At 45.5% G+C, this 24,313-nt stretch carries 23 protein-coding genes; 11 read left to right on the top strand and 12 right to left on the bottom strand.

The window, feature by feature from the left end; genetic code table 11:
- Window positions 1-3 precede the first annotated feature (3 nt).
- The 7 genes from MSG36_RS03235 to MSG36_RS03205 all read left to right on the top strand — a co-directional run bounded on the left by MSG36_RS03235 (window position 4) and on the right by MSG36_RS03205 (window position 9,366).
- Window positions 4-690, top strand: coding sequence for a DNA-3-methyladenine glycosylase I (locus MSG36_RS03235; RefSeq protein ID WP_248366239.1), 687 nt, complete (start codon window positions 4-6; stop codon window positions 688-690).
- A 193-nt stretch (window positions 691-883) separates the two neighbouring features.
- The gene (locus tag MSG36_RS03230) at window positions 884-1,618 is read left to right on the top strand and encodes a GntR family transcriptional regulator (protein WP_248366236.1); all 735 of its coding nucleotides are present in this window, start codon (window positions 884-886) and stop codon (window positions 1,616-1,618) included.
- A 452-nt stretch (window positions 1,619-2,070) separates the two neighbouring features.
- Window positions 2,071-3,516, top strand: a complete 1,446-nt coding sequence (gene xdhA, locus MSG36_RS03225; protein ID WP_282452176.1) for a xanthine dehydrogenase small subunit — start codon at window positions 2,071-2,073, stop codon at window positions 3,514-3,516.
- Complete coding sequence (xdhB, locus tag MSG36_RS03220; RefSeq protein WP_248366233.1) at window positions 3,509-5,899, top strand: xanthine dehydrogenase molybdopterin binding subunit; 2,391 nt, start codon at window positions 3,509-3,511, stop codon at window positions 5,897-5,899. Before xdhA ends, xdhB begins: the two co-directional genes overlap by 8 nt.
- Before the next feature lie 54 nt (window positions 5,900-5,953).
- On the top strand, window positions 5,954-6,835 hold the full coding sequence (gene xdhC / locus MSG36_RS03215) for a xanthine dehydrogenase accessory protein XdhC (RefSeq protein WP_248366231.1): 882 nt from the start codon (window positions 5,954-5,956) through the stop codon (window positions 6,833-6,835).
- 59 nt (window positions 6,836-6,894) lie between these two features.
- Entirely contained in the window at window positions 6,895-8,229 is a 1,335-nt protein-coding gene (gene guaD / locus MSG36_RS03210) for a guanine deaminase (protein WP_248366229.1), read from the top strand.
- A gap of 255 nt (window positions 8,230-8,484) precedes the next feature.
- The gene (locus MSG36_RS03205; RefSeq protein WP_248366227.1) at window positions 8,485-9,366 is read left to right on the top strand and encodes an AEC family transporter; all 882 of its coding nucleotides are present in this window, start codon (window positions 8,485-8,487) and stop codon (window positions 9,364-9,366) included.
- A gap of 111 nt (window positions 9,367-9,477) precedes the next feature.
- Here the strand turns inward: MSG36_RS03205 and MSG36_RS03200 are convergent, their stop codons facing one another.
- The 6 genes from MSG36_RS03200 to MSG36_RS03175 form a co-directional block, all read right to left on the bottom strand.
- Window positions 9,478-9,858 carry a carboxymuconolactone decarboxylase family protein gene (locus tag MSG36_RS03200; RefSeq protein ID WP_248366225.1) on the bottom strand — a complete coding sequence of 127 codons (381 nt, stop codon included), beginning with the start codon at window positions 9,856-9,858 and terminating at the stop codon, window positions 9,478-9,480.
- A gap of 59 nt (window positions 9,859-9,917) precedes the next feature.
- Window positions 9,918-10,274, bottom strand: a complete 357-nt coding sequence (locus MSG36_RS03195) for a MerR family transcriptional regulator (RefSeq protein ID WP_248366223.1) — start codon at window positions 10,272-10,274, stop codon at window positions 9,918-9,920.
- A gap of 32 nt (window positions 10,275-10,306) precedes the next feature.
- On the bottom strand, window positions 10,307-10,825 hold the full coding sequence (locus MSG36_RS03190; RefSeq protein WP_248366221.1) for a hypothetical protein: 519 nt from the start codon (window positions 10,823-10,825) through the stop codon (window positions 10,307-10,309).
- 286 nt (window positions 10,826-11,111) lie between these two features.
- On the bottom strand, window positions 11,112-11,615 hold the full coding sequence (locus MSG36_RS03185; RefSeq protein ID WP_050632518.1) for an RDD family protein: 504 nt from the start codon (window positions 11,613-11,615) through the stop codon (window positions 11,112-11,114).
- Between the two features lie 369 nt (window positions 11,616-11,984).
- Window positions 11,985-12,458, bottom strand: coding sequence for a GrpB family protein (locus MSG36_RS03180; RefSeq protein WP_248366217.1), 474 nt, complete (start codon window positions 12,456-12,458; stop codon window positions 11,985-11,987).
- A 16-nt stretch (window positions 12,459-12,474) separates the two neighbouring features.
- Window positions 12,475-12,714 carry a hypothetical protein gene (locus MSG36_RS03175; protein ID WP_017086627.1) on the bottom strand — a complete coding sequence of 80 codons (240 nt, stop codon included), beginning with the start codon at window positions 12,712-12,714 and terminating at the stop codon, window positions 12,475-12,477.
- Between the two features lie 257 nt (window positions 12,715-12,971).
- On the opposite strand from MSG36_RS03175, the gene MSG36_RS03170 reads away from it, so the two are divergent.
- On the top strand, window positions 12,972-13,607 hold the full coding sequence (locus tag MSG36_RS03170; RefSeq protein WP_181360282.1) for a M15 family metallopeptidase: 636 nt from the start codon (window positions 12,972-12,974) through the stop codon (window positions 13,605-13,607).
- A gap of 47 nt (window positions 13,608-13,654) precedes the next feature.
- Here the strand turns inward: MSG36_RS03170 and MSG36_RS03165 are convergent, their stop codons facing one another.
- From MSG36_RS03165 to puuE, 6 genes are all read right to left on the bottom strand, one after another.
- On the bottom strand, window positions 13,655-15,277 hold the full coding sequence (locus tag MSG36_RS03165; protein WP_348983437.1) for a TIGR04141 family sporadically distributed protein: 1,623 nt from the start codon (window positions 15,275-15,277) through the stop codon (window positions 13,655-13,657).
- A 431-nt stretch (window positions 15,278-15,708) separates the two neighbouring features.
- A complete protein-coding gene (locus tag MSG36_RS03160; protein WP_248366210.1) occupies window positions 15,709-17,013 on the bottom strand; it encodes a urate hydroxylase PuuD in 1,305 nt (434 codons plus the stop codon).
- A 14-nt stretch (window positions 17,014-17,027) separates the two neighbouring features.
- Window positions 17,028-17,588, bottom strand: coding sequence for an ureidoglycolate lyase (locus tag MSG36_RS03155; protein ID WP_248366207.1), 561 nt, complete (start codon window positions 17,586-17,588; stop codon window positions 17,028-17,030).
- Between the two features lie 14 nt (window positions 17,589-17,602).
- Window positions 17,603-18,589: an allantoicase gene (gene alc / locus MSG36_RS03150; protein ID WP_050052786.1), complete on the bottom strand. Its 987-nt coding sequence runs from the start codon at window positions 18,587-18,589 to the stop codon at window positions 17,603-17,605.
- Between the two features lie 123 nt (window positions 18,590-18,712).
- Window positions 18,713-19,228, bottom strand: coding sequence for a 2-oxo-4-hydroxy-4-carboxy-5-ureidoimidazoline decarboxylase (uraD, locus tag MSG36_RS03145; RefSeq protein WP_017067791.1), 516 nt, complete (start codon window positions 19,226-19,228; stop codon window positions 18,713-18,715).
- Between the two features lie 22 nt (window positions 19,229-19,250).
- Entirely contained in the window at window positions 19,251-20,186 is a 936-nt protein-coding gene (gene puuE / locus MSG36_RS03140) for an allantoinase PuuE (RefSeq protein WP_048611817.1), read from the bottom strand.
- Window positions 20,187-20,597: 411 nt separating this feature from the next.
- Here puuE and uraH point away from each other — a divergent pair, with 411 nt between their 5' ends.
- The 3 genes from uraH (at window position 20,598) to MSG36_RS03125 (ending at window position 24,211) form a co-directional block, all read left to right on the top strand.
- Window positions 20,598-20,951, top strand: a complete 354-nt coding sequence (gene uraH, locus MSG36_RS03135; RefSeq protein WP_248366204.1) for a hydroxyisourate hydrolase — start codon at window positions 20,598-20,600, stop codon at window positions 20,949-20,951.
- A gap of 246 nt (window positions 20,952-21,197) precedes the next feature.
- A complete protein-coding gene (locus MSG36_RS03130; protein WP_048611821.1) occupies window positions 21,198-22,541 on the top strand; it encodes an NCS2 family permease in 1,344 nt (447 codons plus the stop codon).
- Between the two features lie 218 nt (window positions 22,542-22,759).
- On the top strand, window positions 22,760-24,211 hold the full coding sequence (locus tag MSG36_RS03125; RefSeq protein WP_248366201.1) for a nucleobase:cation symporter-2 family protein: 1,452 nt from the start codon (window positions 22,760-22,762) through the stop codon (window positions 24,209-24,211).
- Window positions 24,212-24,313: the final 102 nt, after the last annotated feature.

Below are 24,313 nucleotides of genomic sequence, written 5' to 3'. Positions count from 1 at the left end.
CCAATGACCCAAGAAAAATTCGACACTATTTATCAACGTGCGGCTCACCGTAAAGGCGGAGCTACCGAGCTCGAAAAGATTGTTCGCGCGCCCCTTTCCCAAGCCGAGTTATCGCAAATCACCGACGACCGTTGGCTAGCAGCCTTTACCGAAAAGGTATTCCAATGTGGTATTTCATGGAATGTGGTGAGAAAGAAGTGGCCGCAATTTGAAGAAGTGTTCTTTGAATTCAATATCGAAAAAATGCTGATGCTGCCGAATGAAATGTGGGAACAGAAAGCACAAGACCCGCGTATTATTCGCCACCTCACCAAGGTAATGACCATCCCTGCGAACGCCACCATGATCCACAACGCCAAGCGTGAAGCCGATTCATTCTCGCAAATGGTTGCCGACTGGCCATCAGAACGCATTACAGAGCTGTGGGATTACCTGAAGAAACACGGTAAGCGATTGGGCGGAAACACCGGTGCTTACACCTTGCGCCAAATGGGCAAAGACACGTTTATCTTATCTTCTGACGTGGAAGCGCACCTGCGCAGTACCGATGTGGTTGATAGCGGTCGCAACACTAAGCGAGCACAAGTTGCGGCAAGTAAGGCTTTCAACGAGTGGCAGCAGCAATCAGGTCGTACCCTGAGCGAAATAAGCCAGATCGTCGCGTACAGCTGTGGCGATAATCGCGTCTAGTTCAAGAAGAATGACTTACAGCTTTAGATTGCACACAGTTCACTGCAAACTAAATGTTATAAGTCATTAACAAATAAGCGTGCATCGCACTTTCATCCGGTGGCATTGTATAGATAAATGTATACAATATAGAGTAACACTCATGAATTATTCTCGACCAACCCAACTCGACTAAACAAGGGTCCTTATCTCTATGACAGTTCTCAAAAACTCTGTCTCCAAAGGTGTAAAAACGAAAGTAACAGGCCAGACTCAAGACGATGTTGTTTACTGCCATATCTTCGACGCGATACTAGAACAAAGGCTGCCACCAGCCACGAAATTAAGCGAAGAAGCACTAGCAGAAATCTTTGGCGTTAGCCGTACTATTATCCGCCGTGCCTTGCTGCGCCTCTCCTTAGAACAAGTTGTGGTGATCCGTCCTAACCGAGGTGCTGTGATTGCAGCCCCAACAGTAGACGAAGCCAAGCAGATATTTAAAGCACGTGAAGTGATGGAAATTGCTATCACTGAGCTAGCGGTTAAAAACGCAACCAAAGCCCAAATCGACGAGTGTAGAAAACTGGTCGCGAAAGAGAACTGCGCCTTTGACCAAGGTGACTATGGTTCTGGCTTACGTTTATCTGGTGAGTTCCACATCAAACTGGCTGAAATGGCTGAGAACGCGCCACTGCTGGCTTTCCAACGCAGCTTGGTATCGCAAACCTCTCTGCTTATTGCCCAGTATGAAACCGGTAGCCACTCGAACTGCTCTTTGGATGAGCATGAAGGATTGCTGGATGCGATAGAGTCTGGCGATGAAGAGCAAGCTGTTGCCCTAATGCGAGAGCATTTAAGCCACATTCGCTCCAAGCTAAACCTAGACAGCAACACAGCTTCGAGCGATCTGCATGTGGTGTTCTCTGATCTGCTCAAGAGCAAGTCATAGTTCTGTTAACTAGATAGCCAAATCTTTTGTTAACAACTTTTTGTTAACAAAACAGAAGAGAAGTAAGCCTCAGCGTTTACTTCTCTTTTTTATGCGTAAAGTCCTTTTCCATCGTTAGAAAATCGCCACTACCTCCCCTGTTCGCCTTGTTATTACTTGCCTGAATGAGGCTATAGAACTGAATAACACCGATGTACTCGCTTCCTTAAAACCCTACAATTTTTGTATACATAGCTAAAAACACATTCACACGATTAAACTTACCAAAAGACCACCAAATCCTTATAAAACAAACAAATAGACAATTAAATAAATTGTATACAATTCATAACAACACCTCATTGTTGCATTTTTGTAAATAAATAGTTGACCACAGGGTCAGGATGGATAATTATTGACCTAGAAGTCAAAAAGAATACACATGGAAATATGTCGATATACAAGGAGGTCTCTTGATTACTTTTTTGCTCAATCAGGAAATAAGACGTGAAGACAATCTGTCGCCGAATATGACAGTGCTCAACTACCTTCGTACCAAGGTTAATAAAACTGGTACCAAAGAAGGTTGTGGGTCTGGTGACTGTGGCGCATGTACCGTCGTTTTAGGTGAAGTGGTTGATGGACAGTTGCAATACCGCTCGGTGAACTCTTGCCTTACGTTCGTTTCAGCGCTGCACGGAAAACAGCTAATCACAGTAGAAGATCTACAAAACCGAGATAAGTCATTGCATCCTGTACAGAAAGCGGTGGTTGATTTTCACGGTTCACAGTGTGGTTACTGCACACCGGGCTTCATCATGTCGATGTTTGCACTAGGCAAAAACAAACCCGATGCGAGCAAAGAAGACGTCATGGAATCACTGGCGGGTAACCTATGTCGCTGTACGGGCTACCGACCAATTGTTGATGCTGCGATGTCGCTTTCAACAGACCAACCTTTGATCGACCAGTTCGCAGAGCTCGAACGCAACACCATCAAGAAGCTAGAAAGTATTCAAGACACCGAGGCCAACTTACGCCTTGGTCACCTCACCGCTTTTTCCCCTAAAAGTACCGATGAGCTGGCCAAGCTTTTTCAAGCCCACCCGAACGCTAAGCTGGTTGCTGGCGGTACGGATTTAGCTCTGGAAGTGACGCAATTCCATCGTGAAATTGAAACACTGATCAGCGTAAACCTTGTTGAAGACATGAAGGTATGCGAAGAGACAGACACCGATTTAATCATTGGTGCCAACCTGCCTATCAGTGATTCTTACTCACTATTGAAAAAACACTACCCAGATTTTGGTGAGCTACTGCACCGCTTTGCTTCCCTGCAAGTACGTAACCAAGGCACCATTGGCGGTAATGTTGCCAATGCTTCACCTATCGGTGACACCCCTCCTCTGCTGATTGCCCTGAACGCGAAGATCAAACTTCGTTGCGGCGACGAGTCACGCACCATGCCGATTGAAGATTACTTCATCAGCTACAAAGTGACGGCTCAAAAAGAGAGTGAATTCATTGAACAGATCATCATTCCTAAGCCAACTAACGACAGCTTTCGAGCTTACAAACTGTCTAAGCGTTTAGATGATGACATCTCTGCAGTGTGTGGTGCGTTTGATATTCAAATCGAAGACGGCAAGGTGTCCTACGCTCGTATCGCCTTTGGCGGTATGGCTGCAACACCTAAGCGCGCGGCGCGATGTGAAAATACGTTATTAGGCAAACCGTGGACAGACGCTAATATTAAGTTAGCAATGCAGGAACTGTATAACGACTTTGAACCGCTCTCTGATTTCCGTGCAAGCCAAGAATACCGTTCATTGTCGGCGGCCAACATGCTGCGTCGTTACTTCATTGAACAACAGAACAAAAACAACCAAATCGAAACAAGGGTAACGTCTTATGTCTAAATCACACGAGCATGCGATGACCCACGAAGAGATGGTTACCATTGCAAAACAAGACCTAAAAACTGGCGTAGGTAAAAGCGTTAAACACGACAGTGCAGCCAAGCAAGTCACGGGCGAAGCGGTATACATTGATGACCGCCTAGAGTTCCCAAATCAGCTGCACGTTTACGCACGCCTGAGCACTCAAGCACACGCCAACATCACCAAGATAGATTTATCACCGTGTTACGAATTTGAAGGTGTGGCGATTGCCATTCAAGCCAAAGACGTACCGGGTGAACTGGATATCGGTGCAATTCTTCCGGGTGACCCACTGCTTGCTGATGGCAAAGTAGAATACTACGGTCAACCTGTGATTGCCGTGGCAGCTAACGATTTAGAAACCGCACGTAAAGCCGCACACGCTGCAATCATTGAATATGAAGAACTGCCTGCGATTCTTGATGTAAAAGAAGCACTAGAGAAAGAGCACTTCGTAACAGAAAGCCACACGCAACAACGTGGTGACTCGAAAGCCGCACTGGCAAAAGCGAAGCACGTGATCTCTGGCGATCTAGAGATCGGCGGCCAAGAGCACTTCTACCTAGAAACTCAAATCAGTAGCGTGATGCCAACCGAAGACGGCGGCATGATCGTGTACACCTCGACTCAAAACCCGACCGAAGTTCAAAAGCTGGTTGCAGAAGTGATTGGCGTACCTATGCACAAAGTCGTGATTGATATGCGTCGTATGGGTGGTGGTTTCGGTGGTAAAGAGACCCAAGCAGCCTCTCCAGCATGTATGGCTGCGGTTATAGCTCACCTTACAGGCCGACCTACAAAAATGCGTTTGCTGCGCAATGAAGACATGCAGCAAACTGGTAAACGCCACCCGTTCTACAACCAATACACCGTCGGTTTTGACAACAATGGCGTGATTCAAGGTGCCGACATTACCGTTGCAGGTAACTGTGGCTACTCACCAGACTTATCAAGTTCTATTGTCGACCGCGCGATGTTCCACTCAGACAACGCCTATTATCTAGGTGATGCAACTGTAGTGGGTCATCGATGCAAAACCAACACCGCATCGAATACCGCTTACCGTGGCTTTGGTGGCCCGCAAGGCATGATGACGATTGAACACATCATGGACGAGATTGCGCGTTACCTGAAAAAAGATCCTTTGGAAGTACGTAAGGCGAACTACTACGGCGAAGAAGGCCGTAACGTGACCCATTACTACCAAACCGTTGAAGACAACTTTTTACCTGAGATAACCGAACAGCTTGAACGCAGCAGTGACTATCACGCACGTCGTAAAGAAATCGCTGAGTTCAACAAGCAGAGCCCTATCTTGAAGAAAGGCCTTGCGATCACACCAGTGAAATTCGGCATCTCGTTTACTGCGACTTTCTTGAACCAAGCAGGCGCGCTCATCCATATCTACACCGATGGCAGTATTCATTTGAATCACGGCGGTACGGAAATGGGGCAAGGCTTGAACATCAAAGTGGCACAAATCGTTGCACAGGAGTTCCAAGTCGATGTCGAACGTATCCAGATCACCGCTACAAACACAGACAAAGTTCCGAACACATCACCAACCGCAGCCTCATCGGGCGCCGACCTCAACGGTAAGGCCGCGCAAAACGCCGCAATAACCATTAAGCAGCGCCTGATCGACTTCGCTTCTTCGCACTTCAAAGTGTGGCCTGAAGAGGTCGTATTTAAGAACGGCATGGTGCAAATTCGCGACGAGATCATGACCTTCAACTCATTTGTTGAACTGGCTTGGTTTAACCAAATTTCGCTGTCTAGCACTGGCTTCTACCGCACTCCGAAGATCTATTACGATCACGAGAAAGCGCGCGGTCGCCCGTTCTACTATTACGCGTATGGCGCATCTTGTTCAGAGGTTATCGTCGATACCCTAACCGGTGAAAACAAGATTCTACGTGTTGATATTTTGCATGACGTAGGAGCTTCACTGAACCCAGCGATTGATATCGGCCAAGTCGAAGGTGGCTTTGTGCAAGGTGTCGGTTGGCTAACAACGGAAGAGTTGGTTTGGAACCAGCAAGGCCGCTTAATGACCAATGGCCCTGCGAGTTACAAGATCCCGGCGATTGCTGATATGCCAATTGATTTCAGAACGCACCTTTTGGAAAACCGCAGCAACCCAGAAGACACAGTCTTCAACTCGAAAGCCGTGGGTGAGCCACCTTTCATGTTGGGTATGTCGGTATGGAGCGCACTGAAAGATGCGATTAGCTATGTCGCTGTCGATGGCGCGATTCCTAAGCTGAACACACCTGCAACGCCAGAACGCATTCTGATGGCGATTCAGGAAGTCACTGAAACGGCTCCGACTTCGGTCGATGCTCAATCAGAAACGGCTTAGGACTTATATCGTTCGTTTAGCTTAGGAAGCACAAAAAGGGATTTAGGAGGACATATGTTTAAGGATAATTGGATTCACGAACTGGCAAAACTGGAAGAGAACTACGAACCGTGTGTGATGGTGACGGTTCTTGAAGACAGAGGTTCCGTTCCACGTGATGCGGGCACCAAAATGCTTGTCACTCGTGACCGAATCATCGCTACGATTGGTGGTGGTCACCTTGAACATGTGGCCACTAAAATGGCGCGCGAAATGCTGATTGCCAGTGAAAAATCACTCAAAGTAGAACGCTTCAATCTAGGTGCTCGTTTAGGCCAATGTTGTGGCGGAATGGCAACATTAAGCTTTGAACCGATTGGCACTCAACAGAACCATCTCGTACTGTTTGGCGCTGGCCACGTTGCCAAAGCGCTGCTCCATGTTGTTGCGACCCTACCCTTCCGTGTGACCTGGATTGATGAGCGTGAAGAAGTGTTCCCTGAAACACTGCCACACGGAGTGAAAAAGCTTGTCTCAGACGATCCAGTCGGTGAAGTAAAACACATGCCACCGAACAGCTATTACCTAGTGATGACGCACAACCACCAGCTCGATTTTGACCTAACCAAAGCCATTATCGACCGTGAAGATAGCCGTTACTTCGGCATGATTGGCTCGCTTACTAAACGCAAGAAGTTCGACTTCCGCTTAGAGCAACGCGGCTACAGCCAAGAGCAAATTGAAACCATGATTTGCCCTATTGGTATTAGTGCGGTGAATGGCAAACATCCTGCGGAAATCGCAGTATCGGTTGCCGGTGAACTGATCGCACACTATCAAGGCCAAGCACTTGAACAAAAGCGCCCAACCAAACAATATCGAAATCAGGATTTGACCGATCAACACAGTCAACCAAGCGACGTAGGCGAACCACCATTGGAAGAGAAGATCGCCTAATAAAAGTCGCAAAGCTTCAGTGGCCATAACGTCGCTGAAGTCATTAAAAGGAAGTAAACATGACAACGCAACGCAAAGCTTATCGCGCCAGTATTTTACACAGCGTAGCCGACCCAAAAGACGTCGGTATCGATGAGTCTTACGACTATTTTGAAGACGGTGTTTTAGTGGTAGAGAACGGCCATATCGTCGACTTAGGCCATGCCGATGAGGTATTAGCTCGTCAGCCTAAAACACTCGAAGTAAAAGAATACAAAGACAAGCTGATCACCTCTGGATTTATTGATACGCACATCCACTACCCTCAAACAGGGATGATCGCGTCTTACGGTGAGCAGCTACTCGATTGGTTAGAGAACTACACCTTCCCAGAAGAGAAACGCTTCAAAAACCCAGTCTACGCACACAAAGTGGCGAAGCTATTCCTAGACGAACTAGCAAGCAACGGCACCACCACGGCACTCGTGTTCGGTACCGTGCACAAAGAGTCGGTTAACGTTTTCTTTGAAGAAGCCGAGAAGCGTAACCTGCGCATGATTGCAGGTAAGGTATTGATGGATCGCAATGCGCCAGATTACCTCACCGACACGCCAGAATCTGGCTACGCAGACTCCAAGGAACTGATTGAGAAATGGCACAACCGCAGCCGTTTGCTTTACGCGGTGACACCTCGTTTTGCGCCAACCAGCACACCAGAGCAATTGGCGACCGTTGGTAAACTTCTTGAAGAATACCCAGATGTGTACATGCACACGCACCTTTCTGAAAACGAGAAAGAGATTGAATGGGTAAAAGAACTGTTCCCTGAACGCGACAGCTATTTGGATGTATATGACCACTATGGTCTACTGCACAAACGCTCCGTATTCGCCCATGGTATTCACCTGTCTGACTGCGAATGTAAGCGTCTAGCGGATACCGAATCTGCCATCGCTTTCTGTCCGACCTCTAACCTGTTCTTAGGCTCAGGTTTATTCCGATTACCCGAAATGGAAGAGCACGGCATTCGTGTTGGTATGGGTACCGATGTAGGCGCAGGCACTAGCTTCTCGATTCTGCAAACCATGAGTGAAGCCTACAAGATCATGCAACTACAACATAAGAAGTTGCACCCAGCCAAATCACTGTTCTTAGCCACATTAGGTGGTGCACGTTCACTGCATTTAGAAGACAAGATTGGTAACTTGGAAGTCGGTAAAGAAGCGGATTTCGTGGTGTTGGATCTACACGCAACTCAGCTGATGCGCTTTAGAATGGAACAAGCCACCAAACTGGAAGAGAAGCTGTTTGTACTGATGAGCTTGGGTGACGACAGAACCGTTAGCGAGACTTACATCTATGGCGAAAAGGCCTACGACGTAAACTTCAAAGATTACAAGAAGCTCGTTAGCTAGTTTGCTAACAATGAACACACGCTAGGTAACCTTTGTTGTTAAAGAACCCGTCCAGATTCGCCTAGCTTTTAAAGACCAGCCGTTAACGCCGCTGGTCTTTTTTTGTCCCTAATTCAAAGAAATACAAATAATTGCTCGTGGTGTGCTCCACACCCATGACGCGGCTGCCTTATGTTGATAGGTTAGGTTTAATGGCATTAGGTCGTAATTTGTCCGTTTAAAACAAATCATCACTCTCGCTTAGAAAGGAATTCTATGTTCGAACAGGTCGTCAGCATTCTGTTTCCCGTTTTTGCTCTAGCCAGTGCTGGCTTTGCGGTCGGTCGTTGGCTCAAGCCCGATTTCAAACCGATCAATCGCATCAATATGGATGTATGTATTCCTGCTTTGGTGTTTGCATCGCTGACCACGATGCCTCTCGACACCGAACAATTGCCACTCATCACCGCTTCTTTGGTCGCGGTGTTGGTGCCCGCTTTATTGATGATACCAATCTGTAAGATCTTTAAGCTCAATTTCAAAGCTTGGGCTCCGCCACACATGTTTCGTAACAGCGGTAACCTAGCGATTCCTCTATTCACCTATACCTTTGGTGAGAGTGCACTAGCCCCAGCAGTACTGTTGTTTGTGGTATCGGCGTGTGTTCATATTAGTGTAGGTTTGGCGCTCCTAAGCGAAGGTAACCCGATCAAACAGATCCTCAAAATGCCGATATTCTTAGCCGCCGCATTAGCAATGACGTTGAACCTATCTGGCATTGCGGTTTGGAATCCAATCTACGAAGCCACTTCACTGCTTGGACAAGCTGCTGTCCCAATTATGCTGCTGTCGCTGGGTTCGCAAATGGTCAACTTGAGGCTAAGCGGATTAAAGGTCGGTTTGTTGTGCACGGCTCAATCGCTGTTTACTGGCGCCATCGCCTTTACCATCATCTATTTCTTTATCCCGCTGCCTACGCTGCACCTACAAATGATGGTGCTGTTCACCATGTTGCCACCCGCCGTGATGAACTACCTGTTCGCAGAACGCTTCAATGTAGAGCCACCTAAGGTTGCGTCTATGGTGTTGTTCGGCAACTTCCTGAGCGTGGTTACCTTGCCTATTTTGTTATCGTTCGCGCTGTCTTTGTCGTCTTAAAGAACCACGAACCCACAGGTTTACGACCTTGAGGAATTAACCCATCAATAAAAAGGGATCGCAACTTAGCAGAGTTTACGCTCCCTTTTCAGACTATATTTTCTGTTTATCTCAAGCAGTATTTCTCTCAGCAAGCACTTCCTTAAAAGCGAACATACCATTGAGTGCTGAAGGGAATCCCGCATAGACCGACATCTGTAATATCACTTCTTTGATCTCCTCTTCACTGCAGCCGACATTAAGCGCGGCATTCAAATGCACCTTAAGCTGAGGCGCACAATTGCCAAGAGCAGTGAGAGCTGCCACGGTCGCAATCTCTCGTGATTTCAAATCCAAACCGGGGCGTGAATAGATGTCACCGAAGGGATATTCGATCGTATATTTGGTAAGATCAGGGCAGATGTCTTGCAGGCTGTCGATAACCTTTTGCCCTGCTTCTCCGTCGATATGATTCAGTCTTTCTAAGCCAGTTTCAAAACGTGATTGATTCATAGGTTTGTTCCTGTTTTTGGGATTACAGGAACACCTTACAAGTTAGAGCCGACTCTAAGTCAACGGACTTTTCCATCTCGATACAAACTAATTTTATGCTCTAACGCTGCCAGATGCTTTTGTTGCTCTTCGATATGGGCTCGCAGATTCTGTTGATGTTGTTCGAGTAAGACTTGGCGTTGTGAGGCCGATTCTGGCCCCAACTCCCTGAGCTTTGCGTATTCTAGAATCTCATCCAGCGGCATCGCAGTGTCTTTCAACCGCTTCACAAACTCAATCCAGGTAACGTCTTTCGATGTATAGACTCGATGACCGCTGCTGTTCCGTTGAATATTTTTCAACAAGCCGATTTTTTCATAGTAGCGAAGCGTATGGGCTGACAAACCCACCAACCGAGAAAACTCACTCACATTCATGACTTCACCTTTTCTATCTGGGTATAGGAAAACTATGCGCACTTATCTAATTTGAGCTCTGCGGTCACTTTCGTCAAACGCAACGCTATTGCGAAACAGACTAAGTAAGGACTCACATACCAGAACAGGCTTTCTAATGGCTGCTTCACCTGCGCTTCTCTGGTTTTAATGTATTGGTTCTTTTGTTTTTCATACTGACTCAGCATGCCACTCACCCACACCGCATCACTTTCAACCAGCGACACGCTCGGCGCAGGAACCGTAAAATCCGATGCGTTGGGTAACAAGGTGAAATCGACATCTTTGAACGTGATCGCCGTATTCAAATACCACAAACATGCTTCGTGGTGCTGAGCGTGACTATCTAAAGATGGCTGACCGGTGCAGGTATCACTTCTTAATTTATCCAAAGAAAACTGCTGAACCGATTCTATAATCGCAACCGCTCTGGTTTGTTCGGTTTCAACCCAATCACCCGCTACTTTCGCACGAATCTCAGACACTGCACCCAGCATCCCGATACCCGCTAGAAACGGCCATAAATAATCCATGAGCTTCCACTTTCGTCGGCTCAAGTTGAACCCACACCAAATCGGAAGATGAAAAAGGAGCGTTAGCCCAAGCGATAGCAAAACGAAATTCAAGGAGCTAGAGAGCATGAGTTCGCTATCAAAGAAGTTCTTCATAATGAGAGACTTGCCTGTATAACAAAGAGAAATTTGATACTAGGTTCGATATTAGTAAAGAGTGTAAGGGGAAAGTAAAAACAGCACCAACCATTGGCGTTGGCGCTGTTTATTTAAGCATGTAGCTAACGAGACAGAACTTACTTCGGAATTATTCGATAGTACTGAAATCTAGGTTTCTAGGTATCGCTACACTAACAACCTGAGTGCCTGCTATTAAGTCATGCAAGCAGCGTCTATTTTTGCGGAAAACAAACAGGTAATTAATAATCGATATATATTGGCCAATAACAGGAATATAAACAAAGATGTTCATAGGTAAAATTCGTTTGATCATTATGTTGAATAACCCTAGTTGCTTGCCATCCATATCAACAATCGCAATTTCCATTACATTTTTACCGATCGTTTGTCCCTTCTTTTGCAATAAGTAGCCATTACACAAGAGGAATACCACCCAGCCATAAACAAACATCATGATTTGTTCATTTAACTCTATGCCTCCATTAGAAACGGCTCGATCGAACAAATCGGTATATAGAACAACCGGAATCATAGCAGCTGCATAAATGAGGCCATCGATAACAAACGCCCAAAAGCGAGACCATCGAGATGCGAGCACAATTTCGGGTGTATTTTCTACTACTTCAGACATGTCCTTTCCTAAGGTGATATTGATTATGAACGTCGAGAAATCGATTTTTGATAGCGTTAGGTTGATGTACTGATAGACAAATCTTGAAATTAATTCGAAAGAAAACACTTTGCTTTCAATAGATAAGTCACGCTTTATAAAATCGATAAAAACATAACACAGGCAAATACCAAAACTAATACACCATGCAATATATGTGAGCTTAGTTGCTTAAATTTTGACTATAAAACGCAATAAGATAGGTTGAAGGGAATTTAAGAAGGTAAATTTCCAGAGGTAATGATTTTTGACTTAACGATTTGTATTAGTAAGGCTTTTGTCAATTGGGCAATTGGGCAATTGGGCAATTGGAGGTGAGGGGCACTGATGCTATTTCAAAGCCAACACATGCTGGATAAAAGCCGACTTCTTTGCACGGTACTTTTCTTGAGACCAACCTTCACAAGACATTTTGAGGGTGTTGTATTGCTGAACTAATGCCGGATTCGCACGTAGCTTGTCACGAAACCTTAGAAAGCATTCGAACTCAGAACCGTTGGCGACCACTTGCAACGCCACATCATCAGCGGATGTAGATTCCAACATACACAGCTCCGGCGTTCTTAAGGTATCGAGTTTCTCATTGAAGCCGAGTGTTGTGAGTCTCCCAATGACATCCTCAAGTTCGCCAAGCTCAACACCTACAAAGATATCCAAATCGCCCTTAGATACGGCAGATGGAATAGAAGATGCGCCTATGTGCTCAACTCTCGCGTTAAGGATTAGCTTTTTGATGTCACGTTCGTATCGGACAAACAGCTCGTTGCAAGCCGCTTGGTATTGTTCTGCGGGGTAAAATTTCATATAGCCTTACTCCGAATCACAAACTATTGAACACACCAATTGCTAACAGAAGCAACACGATGCTAATAGCTCCGATATAAGAGATTCTGGTTCGCTCTTTTTCAGTTGGAATCAATGGGGGGAAGCGCCCTAATGTGAATACTTTACAGACTATCCAGCCAGCTCCGTAACCAATAAACTCAATCAAGATCGACTGAAACAGATACCTAAAGAATGAGCTCAATGCCCTAAAATACGCGACTATCAAGTCTTCCATTTTTTGTCCTAACTAAAGTCAATTCGGACTAAAAATGCCATGGGTAGAGATTCATATCAAGAACCATATACAGGACTGCGCACGCAAAAACGGTTAGATCTAGTGTTAGATTCAACATTTAGGTTTTTGAACAAAAGACTAACCTTAACAAGACAAACACTCAGATATTTACATAATAATCGTCTATATAAGACTACATTTCCCATAGGCAGTTTTCATTGAAAAGCATAAGTTTATTAGACCCTCGAGTACAAAACATGTCCGTAATCGAGAACCAAGAACCCATCGTATCCATTAATCCGAAAGGAACAAAAATAGTCCTCGATTATGATGTTGAACTCGGTTACAAAAATCAATTTATAGCTAGAGAAAGCGTGGCCAAACGATTAAGTGACGCGTCACTATGCTTACCTGAGGGTATCTACTTATCTGTAAAAGAAACATACAGACCGAAGTCTTTTCAAAGCTTTATTTATAATCGAAGGTTAATTCAGTTATTTTGCTTAGAGGAACATATAAACCTTTCATCTCAAGAAGTTCATGGGATCACTGCGGAATATATAGCTCCACCGAATGTAGCTGGTCATCCTACTGGAGGAGCTGTCGACGTGTCTTTAGTTGACCGTCTAGGTAACGAAATTGACCTTGGCTGTCAATATGATGAAGATGCAACGATCTCACAAGGGAGGTGCTATTCATTTTGTGGCTCACTTGAAGCTGATGTCATTGAAAATAGAAGAGTGCTATTCGAGTGCATGGAGAAAGCGGGATTCATCAATTACCCATTTGAGTGGTGGCACTGGTCTTATGGAGATAAATATTGGGCTAGAGTGGTTGAAGCCCCACACGCTATCTATTCAGCTATAGAAATAGGCATACTCAAAATTAATTAACGCATGGTAGCTAATACCATGCGCTACATATTATTCTAAGTTACCCTTTATGGCGTTGGCTTAGCTACTTTCCCAACACCTGCAATCGTCACTTTAAAGCCTTTTTGGCTTAAATTTTCATAAGCTTTGGTCAAATTCACTTTACTAAAGAATGGTAAATTACCTTTAAGATCATTTGAGTCCTCACCAAGGATTAAAAAAACCACTTCAACTTTTGAGCTATCTAACCTTTCCAAAGGCACGGTATCAATAATTTTTGGGGATACTTTATTCCGAATAACAGAACGAGCTGCTTTTCGAAATTTTCGGTCGCCGAGCATAATTTCAGCGGCAACATTCCCTTGTGCAAACAAATGACTTAACCCCGCAGAGCCACCTTTACGATGCTTTACATGGACAAATTGTCTATCTTTTGTAAGTAAATCACAAAGCTCAATTGATGTGGTAGTCCTATCACTTTTGACCAATTTCTTATCTAGAACATAGTAACCTTTCTCAATTGCAGCGCGGTCGTTATAGTCACCTTCCGTTTCGATTTTTTCGACTACTTTTCCTTTCGTTGTAGTTTCCTCCCAAGTATAAACTTTAGGAAAAGAAAGGGATGTTATTTGAATATTTGAAAGTATTTTATCGATAGTGCCAACAAAGCTTTCTGCAATCTCATACCATACGCCAGAAAATAATATATACGTTTTTTCTGACTCTTTAATCTCAAAGTACAAACAGTCGTATAACTTATACTCTGTGTCTTCTTCAGTTGAATCAAACACGAACAAGCGGTCTCTTTTTAGAGAGTCAACCGTCAGGTTTACTTTGTCTAGATTTACGAAATAATCATCACTTTCTATGGTCGGCTTAATATTTGGCTTACCCCTAGTGAAACTAAAGCCACTGACCAAGTCCCAATCGAGCATTTCTGGTATTGATATCACTACTTGAGGGGTCGTTAGTTTCAACTCATCAAGTAATTTTTGGTTTAGAGGATCTATATCCTTTTTCTCTTCTAAACGCCTTATATTGTCCACCCAGCCAAAAGAGTTTTTATAATCTTGGCTTTTATAGTGATCATATATTTTATCTACCAGAGCTGGCATCTCTTTTGTATCAATGTCTTTGCCGAACGAAAATGTAGTACCACTTCCTGATATGTTAAATAACCCAATGCCAAGTTTAGGTGAACCCGTCACACCTCTAAGAAGATCTTTGGATATATCAATACCAAACACATCCACACTCGTCGAGCGAGCTGCTTGGGATTTTTTCTGAACGCCCTGCTCATCCAACGTGATAACATCTATGCTACGAAGGGTATCGTGATTCAGTGTGTTAAGAGCCGTTTTTATCCCAAAATCAGTAACAAAACATCCCATATCAAGCAGGTGCCGACCATAGCCAAAGGTAATAGCCATAGTTGCTTTATGTGACCGAATAATCAAAACAGCTGAACTTGATCGATTTTGTAGCTCATCAATTGAAGTTGAAGTTAATGATTCTGCAAATTTAGCCCAACTAGGAGGCTTTACCTTCGGATTTTTAACGTATAGGACACCAGGCACTTCCAAAGAAGACTTTAGTTTATAGGTCTCATAGTCTGCACTAGCTTTTAGTAATTTGTGAAAAGGAACGTTTTTGTGAGCCTCATGAGCTAAAAAACATTCAGATGTTGATATTGAGTTATATCACTCATTGCAAAACCTTATGATAATTTAACCCATCGATTGTATTTGACTAGTTATATTCATGGCATCTACTTTAAGCATAGTGCTCGATTAATATTAGTAACTCGTGATCTAAATATTAGTTTTCATCCTATTAATTGATAATTAACTCAAATGTAAGGGAAAGCCATCCCAATCCCACAACAAACAAAATCACATTGAGATTGGTGCATTTAACACTAAAACCGAAAGAGTCTATTAAATTATATTTCTACACATAGTCATTAACCAAACAAGACATTATTTTCCTTTGTCCAAAAACAAAAAGCCCCGGTTATAGGAACCGGGGAAGCAGGGTGGGATGAGTTTGGCGCGTGCCCGTAAACCAAACTCTCCCCAAGCCTTACCTAAGACTCATGCTCTTAGGTAAAGGATTCACATCATTATTGAAGCGTAGCGCCTTGCTCTACCCAAGTGCCGATCAGTGCGCGCTCTGCGTCGGTCATTTGAGTCATGTTGCCGAGCGGCATCACCTTGGTTGTTACGGTTTGAGCAACAATCCTTGGGACGTTAGCTTTAATCTCCTCTGGCGTATCAAACACCACACCACCAGGTGCAGCAGCAAAAGCAGCATGGCTAGGAGTTGATGAGTGACACACAGAACAGCGCTCTTGAATGACTTTGTTGATGGTTTCAAAGCTGACGCCTGCGCTAGCAGTTTGCATTGAGTGATCCGCTGGTGCAGCTTGAGAACTAGTCGTTGAAGCGGTGTCGTTTGCAGCAAGTTCTTCAGTCGCGCTGACTTGCACTTCTTGAACCACTGGTGCTTGCACAACCGGAGTCATCTGTTTTTTCGCGTAAGGTGAGGTAACAAACGCAAGCGTGATCATACCCAATGCTGCTACTGGTATTGTCCATGCGAACTTCTGACTACCATGACGGGTGTTGAAGTAGTGACGCACCAAGATACTGAAAATCGCTAAGCCAGCAAGAATCAGCCAGTTGTATTCCGAGCCATAAGTGCTTGGGAAGTGGTTACTGATCATGATGAACAGCACTGGCAGTGTCATGTAGTTGTTGTGACGAGAACGCAGTAAGCCTTTCGCTGGCAGTGCCGGATCCGGTTCGCGCTTCTCTTCTATCGCTTTCACCAAGTTACGCTGCGCAGGCATGATAACGCGGAATACGTTACCCACCATGATGGTACCAATGATCGCACCAACATGGATGTAAGCGCCACGACCACTGAACACTTGAGTTAGGCCATATGTTGCAGCAACAAGCAGCACAAACAGCACAACACCAAGCAACACAGGGGTTTTACCTAATGGTGAGTCACACAGTAGATCGTAGATAAACCAACCAGCAACGAATGAACCAATACCAATCGCGATTGCCGTTGTTGAATCAAGGCCAGAGCCCGGTGCAATCAGGTAAATCTCAGCGTTAAGGTAGTAAACCACACCCAATAGACACACACCGGTGATCCACGTGAAGTAAGCTTCCCATTTGAACCAGTGCAGGTGCTCTGGCATCTCTGGTGGCGCAAGTTTGTACTTCTCTAGGTGATAAATACCACCGCCGTGAATTGCCCATAAGTCGCCTGAAAGGCCCGTTTTTGGGTTTACTCGGTTAAGGTTATTCTCTAACCAAACAAAGTAAAATGATGCGCCTATCCACGCAACACCAACAATCATGTGAGCCCAGCGTATTGCTAAGTTCAACCATTCTGTAATATGCGGATCCATAATAAACTCCTGTATCACAACGCTTTAGCTAAGCGTTGCTCTTCCTTATTGTCGTCCGTTGGCAAGTCGTCCAAATGCAATGCTACTCGGTCGCTGTCGAAATAAACTTCGTCACAGTTATGCCCTTCGCCGCCTCTATCGACGATCAAGAACTGGTCTTGATCGGTGAGGGCGAGAACTGGGTGATGCCACACCCCTTTGTGATAGTTCACTCCTTGACGACCGTTGCTCAAGAAAGCTCGGCTATCGGCTAATGTTGGATCGTCGCCTTTTGGCGCAACAACAATTAAATAGGGTTGACCAAGTAATGGAATGAATGCCTGAGAGCCAAGTGGATGACGCTCTAACATTTTGATGGTCAGTGGGTAGCTCAACGGTGTGGCTTGGAAGATGCTGATGATGGCTTCTCCATCTTGGTCTTGCACATCCGTTGTCGCTAGCTTGTGGTAGCGACGTGTTGATCCACTGTTGATCATGAAGAAATCACTATTATCGGACTCGATAACATCGCCAAACTCTCCAAAAGCCTGCTTGGTTAACGGTTCGATGGATAAACGACGTATTCCATTACTCATACTCATTTCCTTACCTATTTCGCTTTCGTACCAAACAGACGCAAACGGCTGATACCACCATCTGGGAATATGTTTGCACGTACGTGGGTAATCGCACCAAGGTCGTTTACCTCAGAAATGAATTCGTGAATTTCGTGCGCTTGCAGCTTTTGTGCAGGCAACAGTTCACGCCAGAATAGGCTTTGTGTTTCTACTTGGTCGTCGGTACCGCCCTTCACATAAGCCGCTTGAATCGAGCAGCTGTCAGGATAGTTACCTTTGAAGTGGGCTGTATCAACAACGATGCGTTCGATGTTGCCTGGGTGGCCTAATGCCACGATAACCCAGTCGTTACCCGGTGTACGACGACGCGCTGTTTCCCAGCCATCACCCATGTTTTCACCGCGGCCTGGGCCTAAGATGTTGGCTTTGTTGCCGTAGTGTTCATCACTACATGCCAGTGCTCGACCACCATGCTCAACGGCTGCTAAGTCAACTTGTTGCTGAGAATCAATTGCGTCCCAATCTACACTTGGTCGGCCATAAACTCGTAGGCGTGCGACACCGCCGTCTGGGTAAATGTTCAAACGTAGGTGCGTAAATACTTGGTCACTTTCGATTGCTTCAAGATGATGATGATCACCTTGTAGTGCCATTGAAGGCAGAATTTCTTGCCACTCTGTTGAGTCTGTTGGCTCACCTTGTGGTGAATAACACGCGTCAATTGATGCCGAAGGTGGGAAGTTACCTGTGAAGAATGAGGTATCAATATCAACGCCAGCAATGGTGCCAGCTAGGCCAAGGCGAACGACACAGTAGTCGTAACCTTCACCACGTTTACGTCTGCTTTCCCAACCGTCCATCCACTTGCCGTTATCGTCGTATAAGTCGTCTTTCCACTCTGGCGCTGCGTGGCTGAGAAGACGGCTTTTATCTGCGAAAAAATCGTCTGTTGCGAAGGTAGCTTCTGCGCCGAGTTTTTCGTCTGCAAGGTTTATGTATTGTTCAAATGTTTGGGTCATGTCCGTGTAATCCTATCCAATTAATCAAGTAATAATAAAATGAGAACTCAGTGGCTTATTCGCTTATAAAGCGGGCTCTTAGCGCACTAAGACTGGGCTGAGATAGCTGTTAACTCCGTTAACTTACATATCCCAGAGACGAAACATCGCGATCTTGTTGATCTCTTGAATCGCCGTAGCAAACTCAGTTTCACTATCATTTCCTAATCGCATCTCGAACGACTCAAGAATTTGGTAACGATTGGCTCCCTTCACCGCCATGATAAAAGGGAAATTGAAGCGACTTTTGTAGCTGTTGTTGTAAGAAGTGAATTTTTCAAATTCTTCGGCGTTGCATTGGTCGATGCCCGCCCCCGCTTGTTCTTTGGTCGACGACTCGGTGAGTTCGCCATTTACTGCAGCTCGACCGGCTAAATCCGGGTGAGCATTGATCAAAGCCAACTGTTTGCCTTGGTCTGCACTTAACAAGGTCGATGCCATTTTCAGATGAAGATTCTCGATATGGTCGTCTTCGGCATTCAAACCTTGGTCATACACCACTTCTGCAACCCATGGGCTGTGCTCGTAAACATCAGCGAAGTGAGCGACAAAGGTATCGCGGTCCATGGTTGTTGGTTGGCATGATCGAAATTCAGTCACGTTAAGCCTCCTTGCTTCACTGCTACTTCTGTTGTTGATGAACGTTGTTCGGTTGATAAGGGTGGTGCTGGTGCCAGTGGTTGGCAATATCGATTCGACGACATAGCCACACACTGTCGTGTTCTTTGACGTAATCTAAGAAGCGTCTTAATGCAGCAATACGACCGGGACGACCAATCAGACGACAATGCAGCCCAACCGACATCATTTTCGGTGCGGTTTCGCCTTCCATATAAAGGGTGTCAAACGTGTCTTTCAGATATTGGAAGAACTGCTCACCAGAGTTAAAGCCTTGCGCTGTTGAAAAACGCATGTCGTTCACATCGAGAGTATAAGGGATCACTAGCTGTGGATGACCAGTCTCGGTGTGCCAATAAGGCAGGTCATCATCATAGGCATCGGAGTCGTAAAGAAAGCCACCTTCTTCTGCCACTAAGCGACGCGTATTCGGCCCAGTTCGACCTGTGTACCAACCTTGTGGGCGTTGCCCCGTCACTTGTTGGATGATCTCAATCGCTTTGGTCATGTGGTCGCGCTCTTCAGACTCATCAATGTATTGATAGTCTATCCAGCGATAACCGTGGCTACAGATTTCGTGACCCGCTTCGACCATGGCTTTGGCTACGTCTGGGTGACGCTCAATCGCCATTGCAACCGCAAAGACGGTCAGTGGGATTTCATATTCATCGAACAAGCGAAGAACACGCCATACACCCGCACGGCTACCATATTCATAGATGGATTCCATGCTCATGTGACGTTCGCCTTTGATCGGCTGTGCTGACGGGATCTCTGAAAGAAAAGCTTCAGACTCGTCGTCTCCATGTAACAAACAACGCTCACCGCCCTCTTCATAGTTCAATACAAAAGAAACCGCGACGCGCGCATTACCTGGCCATTGAGGGTTGGGAGGATTAGCTCCGTAACCGATCAAATTTCTTGAATAATCCTTATTCATCCAAGTACTCCTAACATAAGTGGTTGGCTTAGCCGCTCTTTCACTGGTTCATCAAAATGAATCAGTGAATGGATTTTCCAAAAAACGAGCAACCTTACCCCTGTACATTTATTGTATACAATTATTTATCTCAATGTAAAGATTTTGTTATTCAAGTTAATTTTCCTCACTAAACCCCCTTGAAAACAATATCTTAACAATGCAACCCTCGACCAAAAACCAATAACCCACATCTAAAAAGTCAGAAAAAACGACTGAATAGTTAACATTTTTCCAACAATTCGCTTTACTAATTGTATACAGTTCGTACATAGTTAGTGATAACAAAGTGACCAGTTGCATTCTTTGCAGGGTCGAATTACACAGATAAACCACGGAACAGAGGAGCGCCAAAAGCGCTATTAAAGGACTATGGGAAGACTAACAACACACGTATTAGACACTACTCACGGCTTACCGGGTGCAGAGATCAAGGTAGAGCTTTATAAGGTCAAGGAAGGCTCAACAGAAAAGCTGGCGACGGTACTCACTAACTCCGATGGCCGAACCGATGCGCCGATTCTGGCAGGAAATGATTTCCGACCGGGGAAATACCAATTGGTGTTTTACGTCGCCGATTACTACAGAAGCAAAGGCGTGGAGCTGGATGGCGTGCCCTTCCTAGATGATGTGGTTATTCGCTTTGGTCTAGATGATCCAGACGCGCACTACCACGTTCCTCTTCTCGTCTCGCCTTACAGTTTCTCAACCTATCGGGGCAGTTAGTCCCGTGACCTAGAACTTCGAACTAGGCTCAACCGACAAATATTAAACAGATTCACGTGTACACCCCAAAAGGTGTGCACCCACTAAACACGCTCATATAAAAATACTAACAACGTTATTAGTTAGAAGTTGATGACTAAACAACAGATAACTAAAGAAATAGCGGCTAGGAAAAAACCTTAAAACTTAATATTGAAATCTCGCTGTATTCAATAAATGGATCACAACATAAAAGGACTTGCTGACATGAGTGAGAGTAAAACAGAAATACTCAACCAAGATGCGAACAACGGAATTTTAGAGAAGTTTTTTAAAATTAAAGCCCACGGAAGTAGCGTAAAAAATGAGTTAGTCGGTGGTGTCACCACCTTCGCAACCATGGCTTACATCATCTTCGTTAACCCACAAATCATGGCCGCTTCAGGCATGGATTCAGGCGCGGTATTCGTCGCGACCTGTATTGGTGCTGCGATCGGTTGTTTGTTAATGGGGCTATTTGCGAACTGGCCTGTCGGACTTGCGCCGGGCATGGGCTTGAACGCCTTCTTCTCGTTCACAGTAGTAAGCGAAATGGGCTACAGCTGGGAAGTGGCACTGGGTGCGGTGTTTATCTCCGGTATCTTGTTCGTCGGGATGAGCTTCTACAAAGTCCGCCAATGGATCATTGAAAGTATCCCAGTGAGTCTGCGTTACTCCATGACAGCGGGTGTTGGCTTGTTTTTGGGTCTGATTGGCTTAAAAACAGCAGGCATCGTCGTCGAAAACCCAGCAACTTTGGTATCACTAGGTGACTTCACTAAACCTGAAGCGCTACTGGCCGCTATCGCTTTCCTTATCATCGCAGTACTCAGTGAGCGTAAAGTATTTGGTGCGGTGTTAATCGGCATTTTGAGTGTAACTCTGGTCGGTATGATGCTTGGCTTAGTGCATTACAACGGCTTCTTCGCAGCGCCACCAAGTTTAGCGCCTACATTCCTAAAAATGGACATTATGGGTGCGCTAGATGTTTCGATGATCAGCGTTATCTTGGCTTTCCTTTTTGTAAACATGTTCGATACCGCGGGTACTTTGATGGGCGTGGCTGAGCGTGCAAACCTTACCAACCCAGAAACAGGCAAGATCGAAGGTCTAAGCAAAGCGCTGAAAGCCGACAGTATCTCAAGCGTGGCAGGTGCGTGTGTGGGTTGTCCGCCAGTAACCAGTTACGTAGAAAGTGCAGCGGGCGTTGCAGCAGGCGCACGAACTGGCCTATCGGCGATTGTGGTTGGTGTGTTGTTCTTAGCGGCGATTTTCCTATCTCCACTTGCAGGAATGATCCCAGCTTACGCAACCTCTGGCGCGCTGATTTACGTGGCGTTCGTGATGATGAGCAGCATGCAACACGTTGATTGGAAAGACTTCACCAACGGTGCACCTGCAGCCATTACCGCGTTAATGATGCCACTGACGTTCTCTATCGCGAATGGTATCGCACTGGGTTTCATTACCTACACAGTACTGAAACTGGCGACAGGTAAAACAAAAGACGTATCAATTTCGATGTACTTCCTAGCGGCGATCTTCATCGCCAAGCTAGTGTTCATCGGCTAATCACCAAACGTAACTATCGCTTGGCCTGTTCGCAGGCCGAGCTATCAAGAAACAGGTTACAACAACATTTTTAAGAAAAAGCTAATTGTGCTAATCAGCGGAACGCACAAGCAATCCGTACCTTTAGTGCACCTTTTTTATGACCCTACGCAGTTTGTAGAAGTCATTATTTGACCGCCAATCGCCTGTAAACGGAAACGCAGGCAGAGGAATATCAAATGAAACTTCTGTACACCCTAAATGAAAGACCGCCTCATGGGCTAACCCTCCTACTCGCACTGCAACACATGCTCGCCTCGATTGGTGGCATCGTCGCTGTTCCCCTTATTGTCGGCGCTTCTATCGGATTGCCTAACACAGAGATCGTTTCACTGATCAATGCTGCGCTACTGGCATCAGGTATTGTGACCGTCGCTCAATGTCTTGGTTTCGGCCCTGTCGGTATTCGACTGCCCGTTGTAATGGGTTCAAGCTTTGCCTTTTTGGGTGTCGCTATCTCGATTGGTAACGAAGGTGGCGTCGCCGCTATTATGGGCTCAGCACTTATCGGCTCATTCGTGGTAATTGGTGCCAGCTTCTACATGGACAAGGTTCGAAAGCTGTTCCCGACCGTGGTAAGTGGTGTGGTGGTTACCTTAATCGGCTTAACCATTTTACCGGTTGCCATGAATTGGGTCGGAGACTCCCCTGCCAACACGGAACAATTCGCAACCTTACCAAAGCTGTTTCTAGCCCTTGTATCTTTAGGGATTGTGGTCGGCGTATCGGTTTACTGTAAAGGCGCGGTTGCTGCTTCAGCTATCGTGATTGGTTTAGCAGGCGGTTACATTGTGGCGCTATCGCTCGGCATGGTCGACCTTGAGCAAATCAGCTCTGCCGCTTGGGTGGGCGGACCTGAACCTTTCAAATATGGCTTTACCTTTTCTGCGAGTGCCATCATCAGTATGAGCTTGGTGTACATAGTGGTTATCGCTGAAGCAACCGGTGATTTCATGGCACTCGGTAACAACTGCCAAACCCAAGTATCCGGTAAAGACTTAAAACGTGGTCTTCTAGGCGATGGCCTTGGCAGTACGCTCTCTTCTATTTTAACAGCGATGCCATTGGCGTCATTCAGTCAAAACGTCGGCATTGTGGGTATCACAGGCGTAGCAAGTCGCTATGTTGTAGCAGCTACCGGTGGTTTGTTGATTTTAGGTGGTTTATTCCCGAAATTAGCCGCCATTGCCGTCACAATTCCGAAACCTGTTCTGGGTGGTGTAGGCTTTGTGATGTTCGGTATGATCGCTTACGCGGGTATCCGCATGTTGATCAAAGCTGCAGACACCAAGCGAAATGCCTTGGTAATTTGTGTAGGTTTGGCGTCTGGCTTGGCCGTAACTTTCGAACCTAGGTTGCTGCAACACTTACCGCATGATCTAGCGAACTTTCTTCACTCAGGCATTACTACCGGTACTATTATGACGGTACTGCTAAACCTTATTCTGCCAAAATCTTCACGTGCAGAAGAGCAAGAAGCGCTAGCAGAAAGCCAAGCACAAGTTGAACTAGAAATGAAAGAACAAGCTGAAGAAGAACTACACTCAAACGAGCAATCAGAGATTCAACAAGCAACAACAGAACCTGACGTTCAAACGGCATCAGAAAACCCTGAGCCAAAAACTAACTAGATGATTCGCTAATTAGCGTTAAAACGATTTCCGTAGAATCACGGGCGTAACTAGAACACTAATTGTTTCATCGCCCTTGATTCGAATTTATCTTTCAACAAC

The organism is Vibrio sp. 1CM8B (assembly GCF_023161685.1).
In the GTDB taxonomy this organism is placed as follows: Bacteria; Pseudomonadota; Gammaproteobacteria; order Enterobacterales; family Vibrionaceae; genus Vibrio; species Vibrio coralliirubri.
Note: the sequence above shows the minus strand (reverse complement) of the source record. Positions and strands in the feature narration are given on the sequence as shown.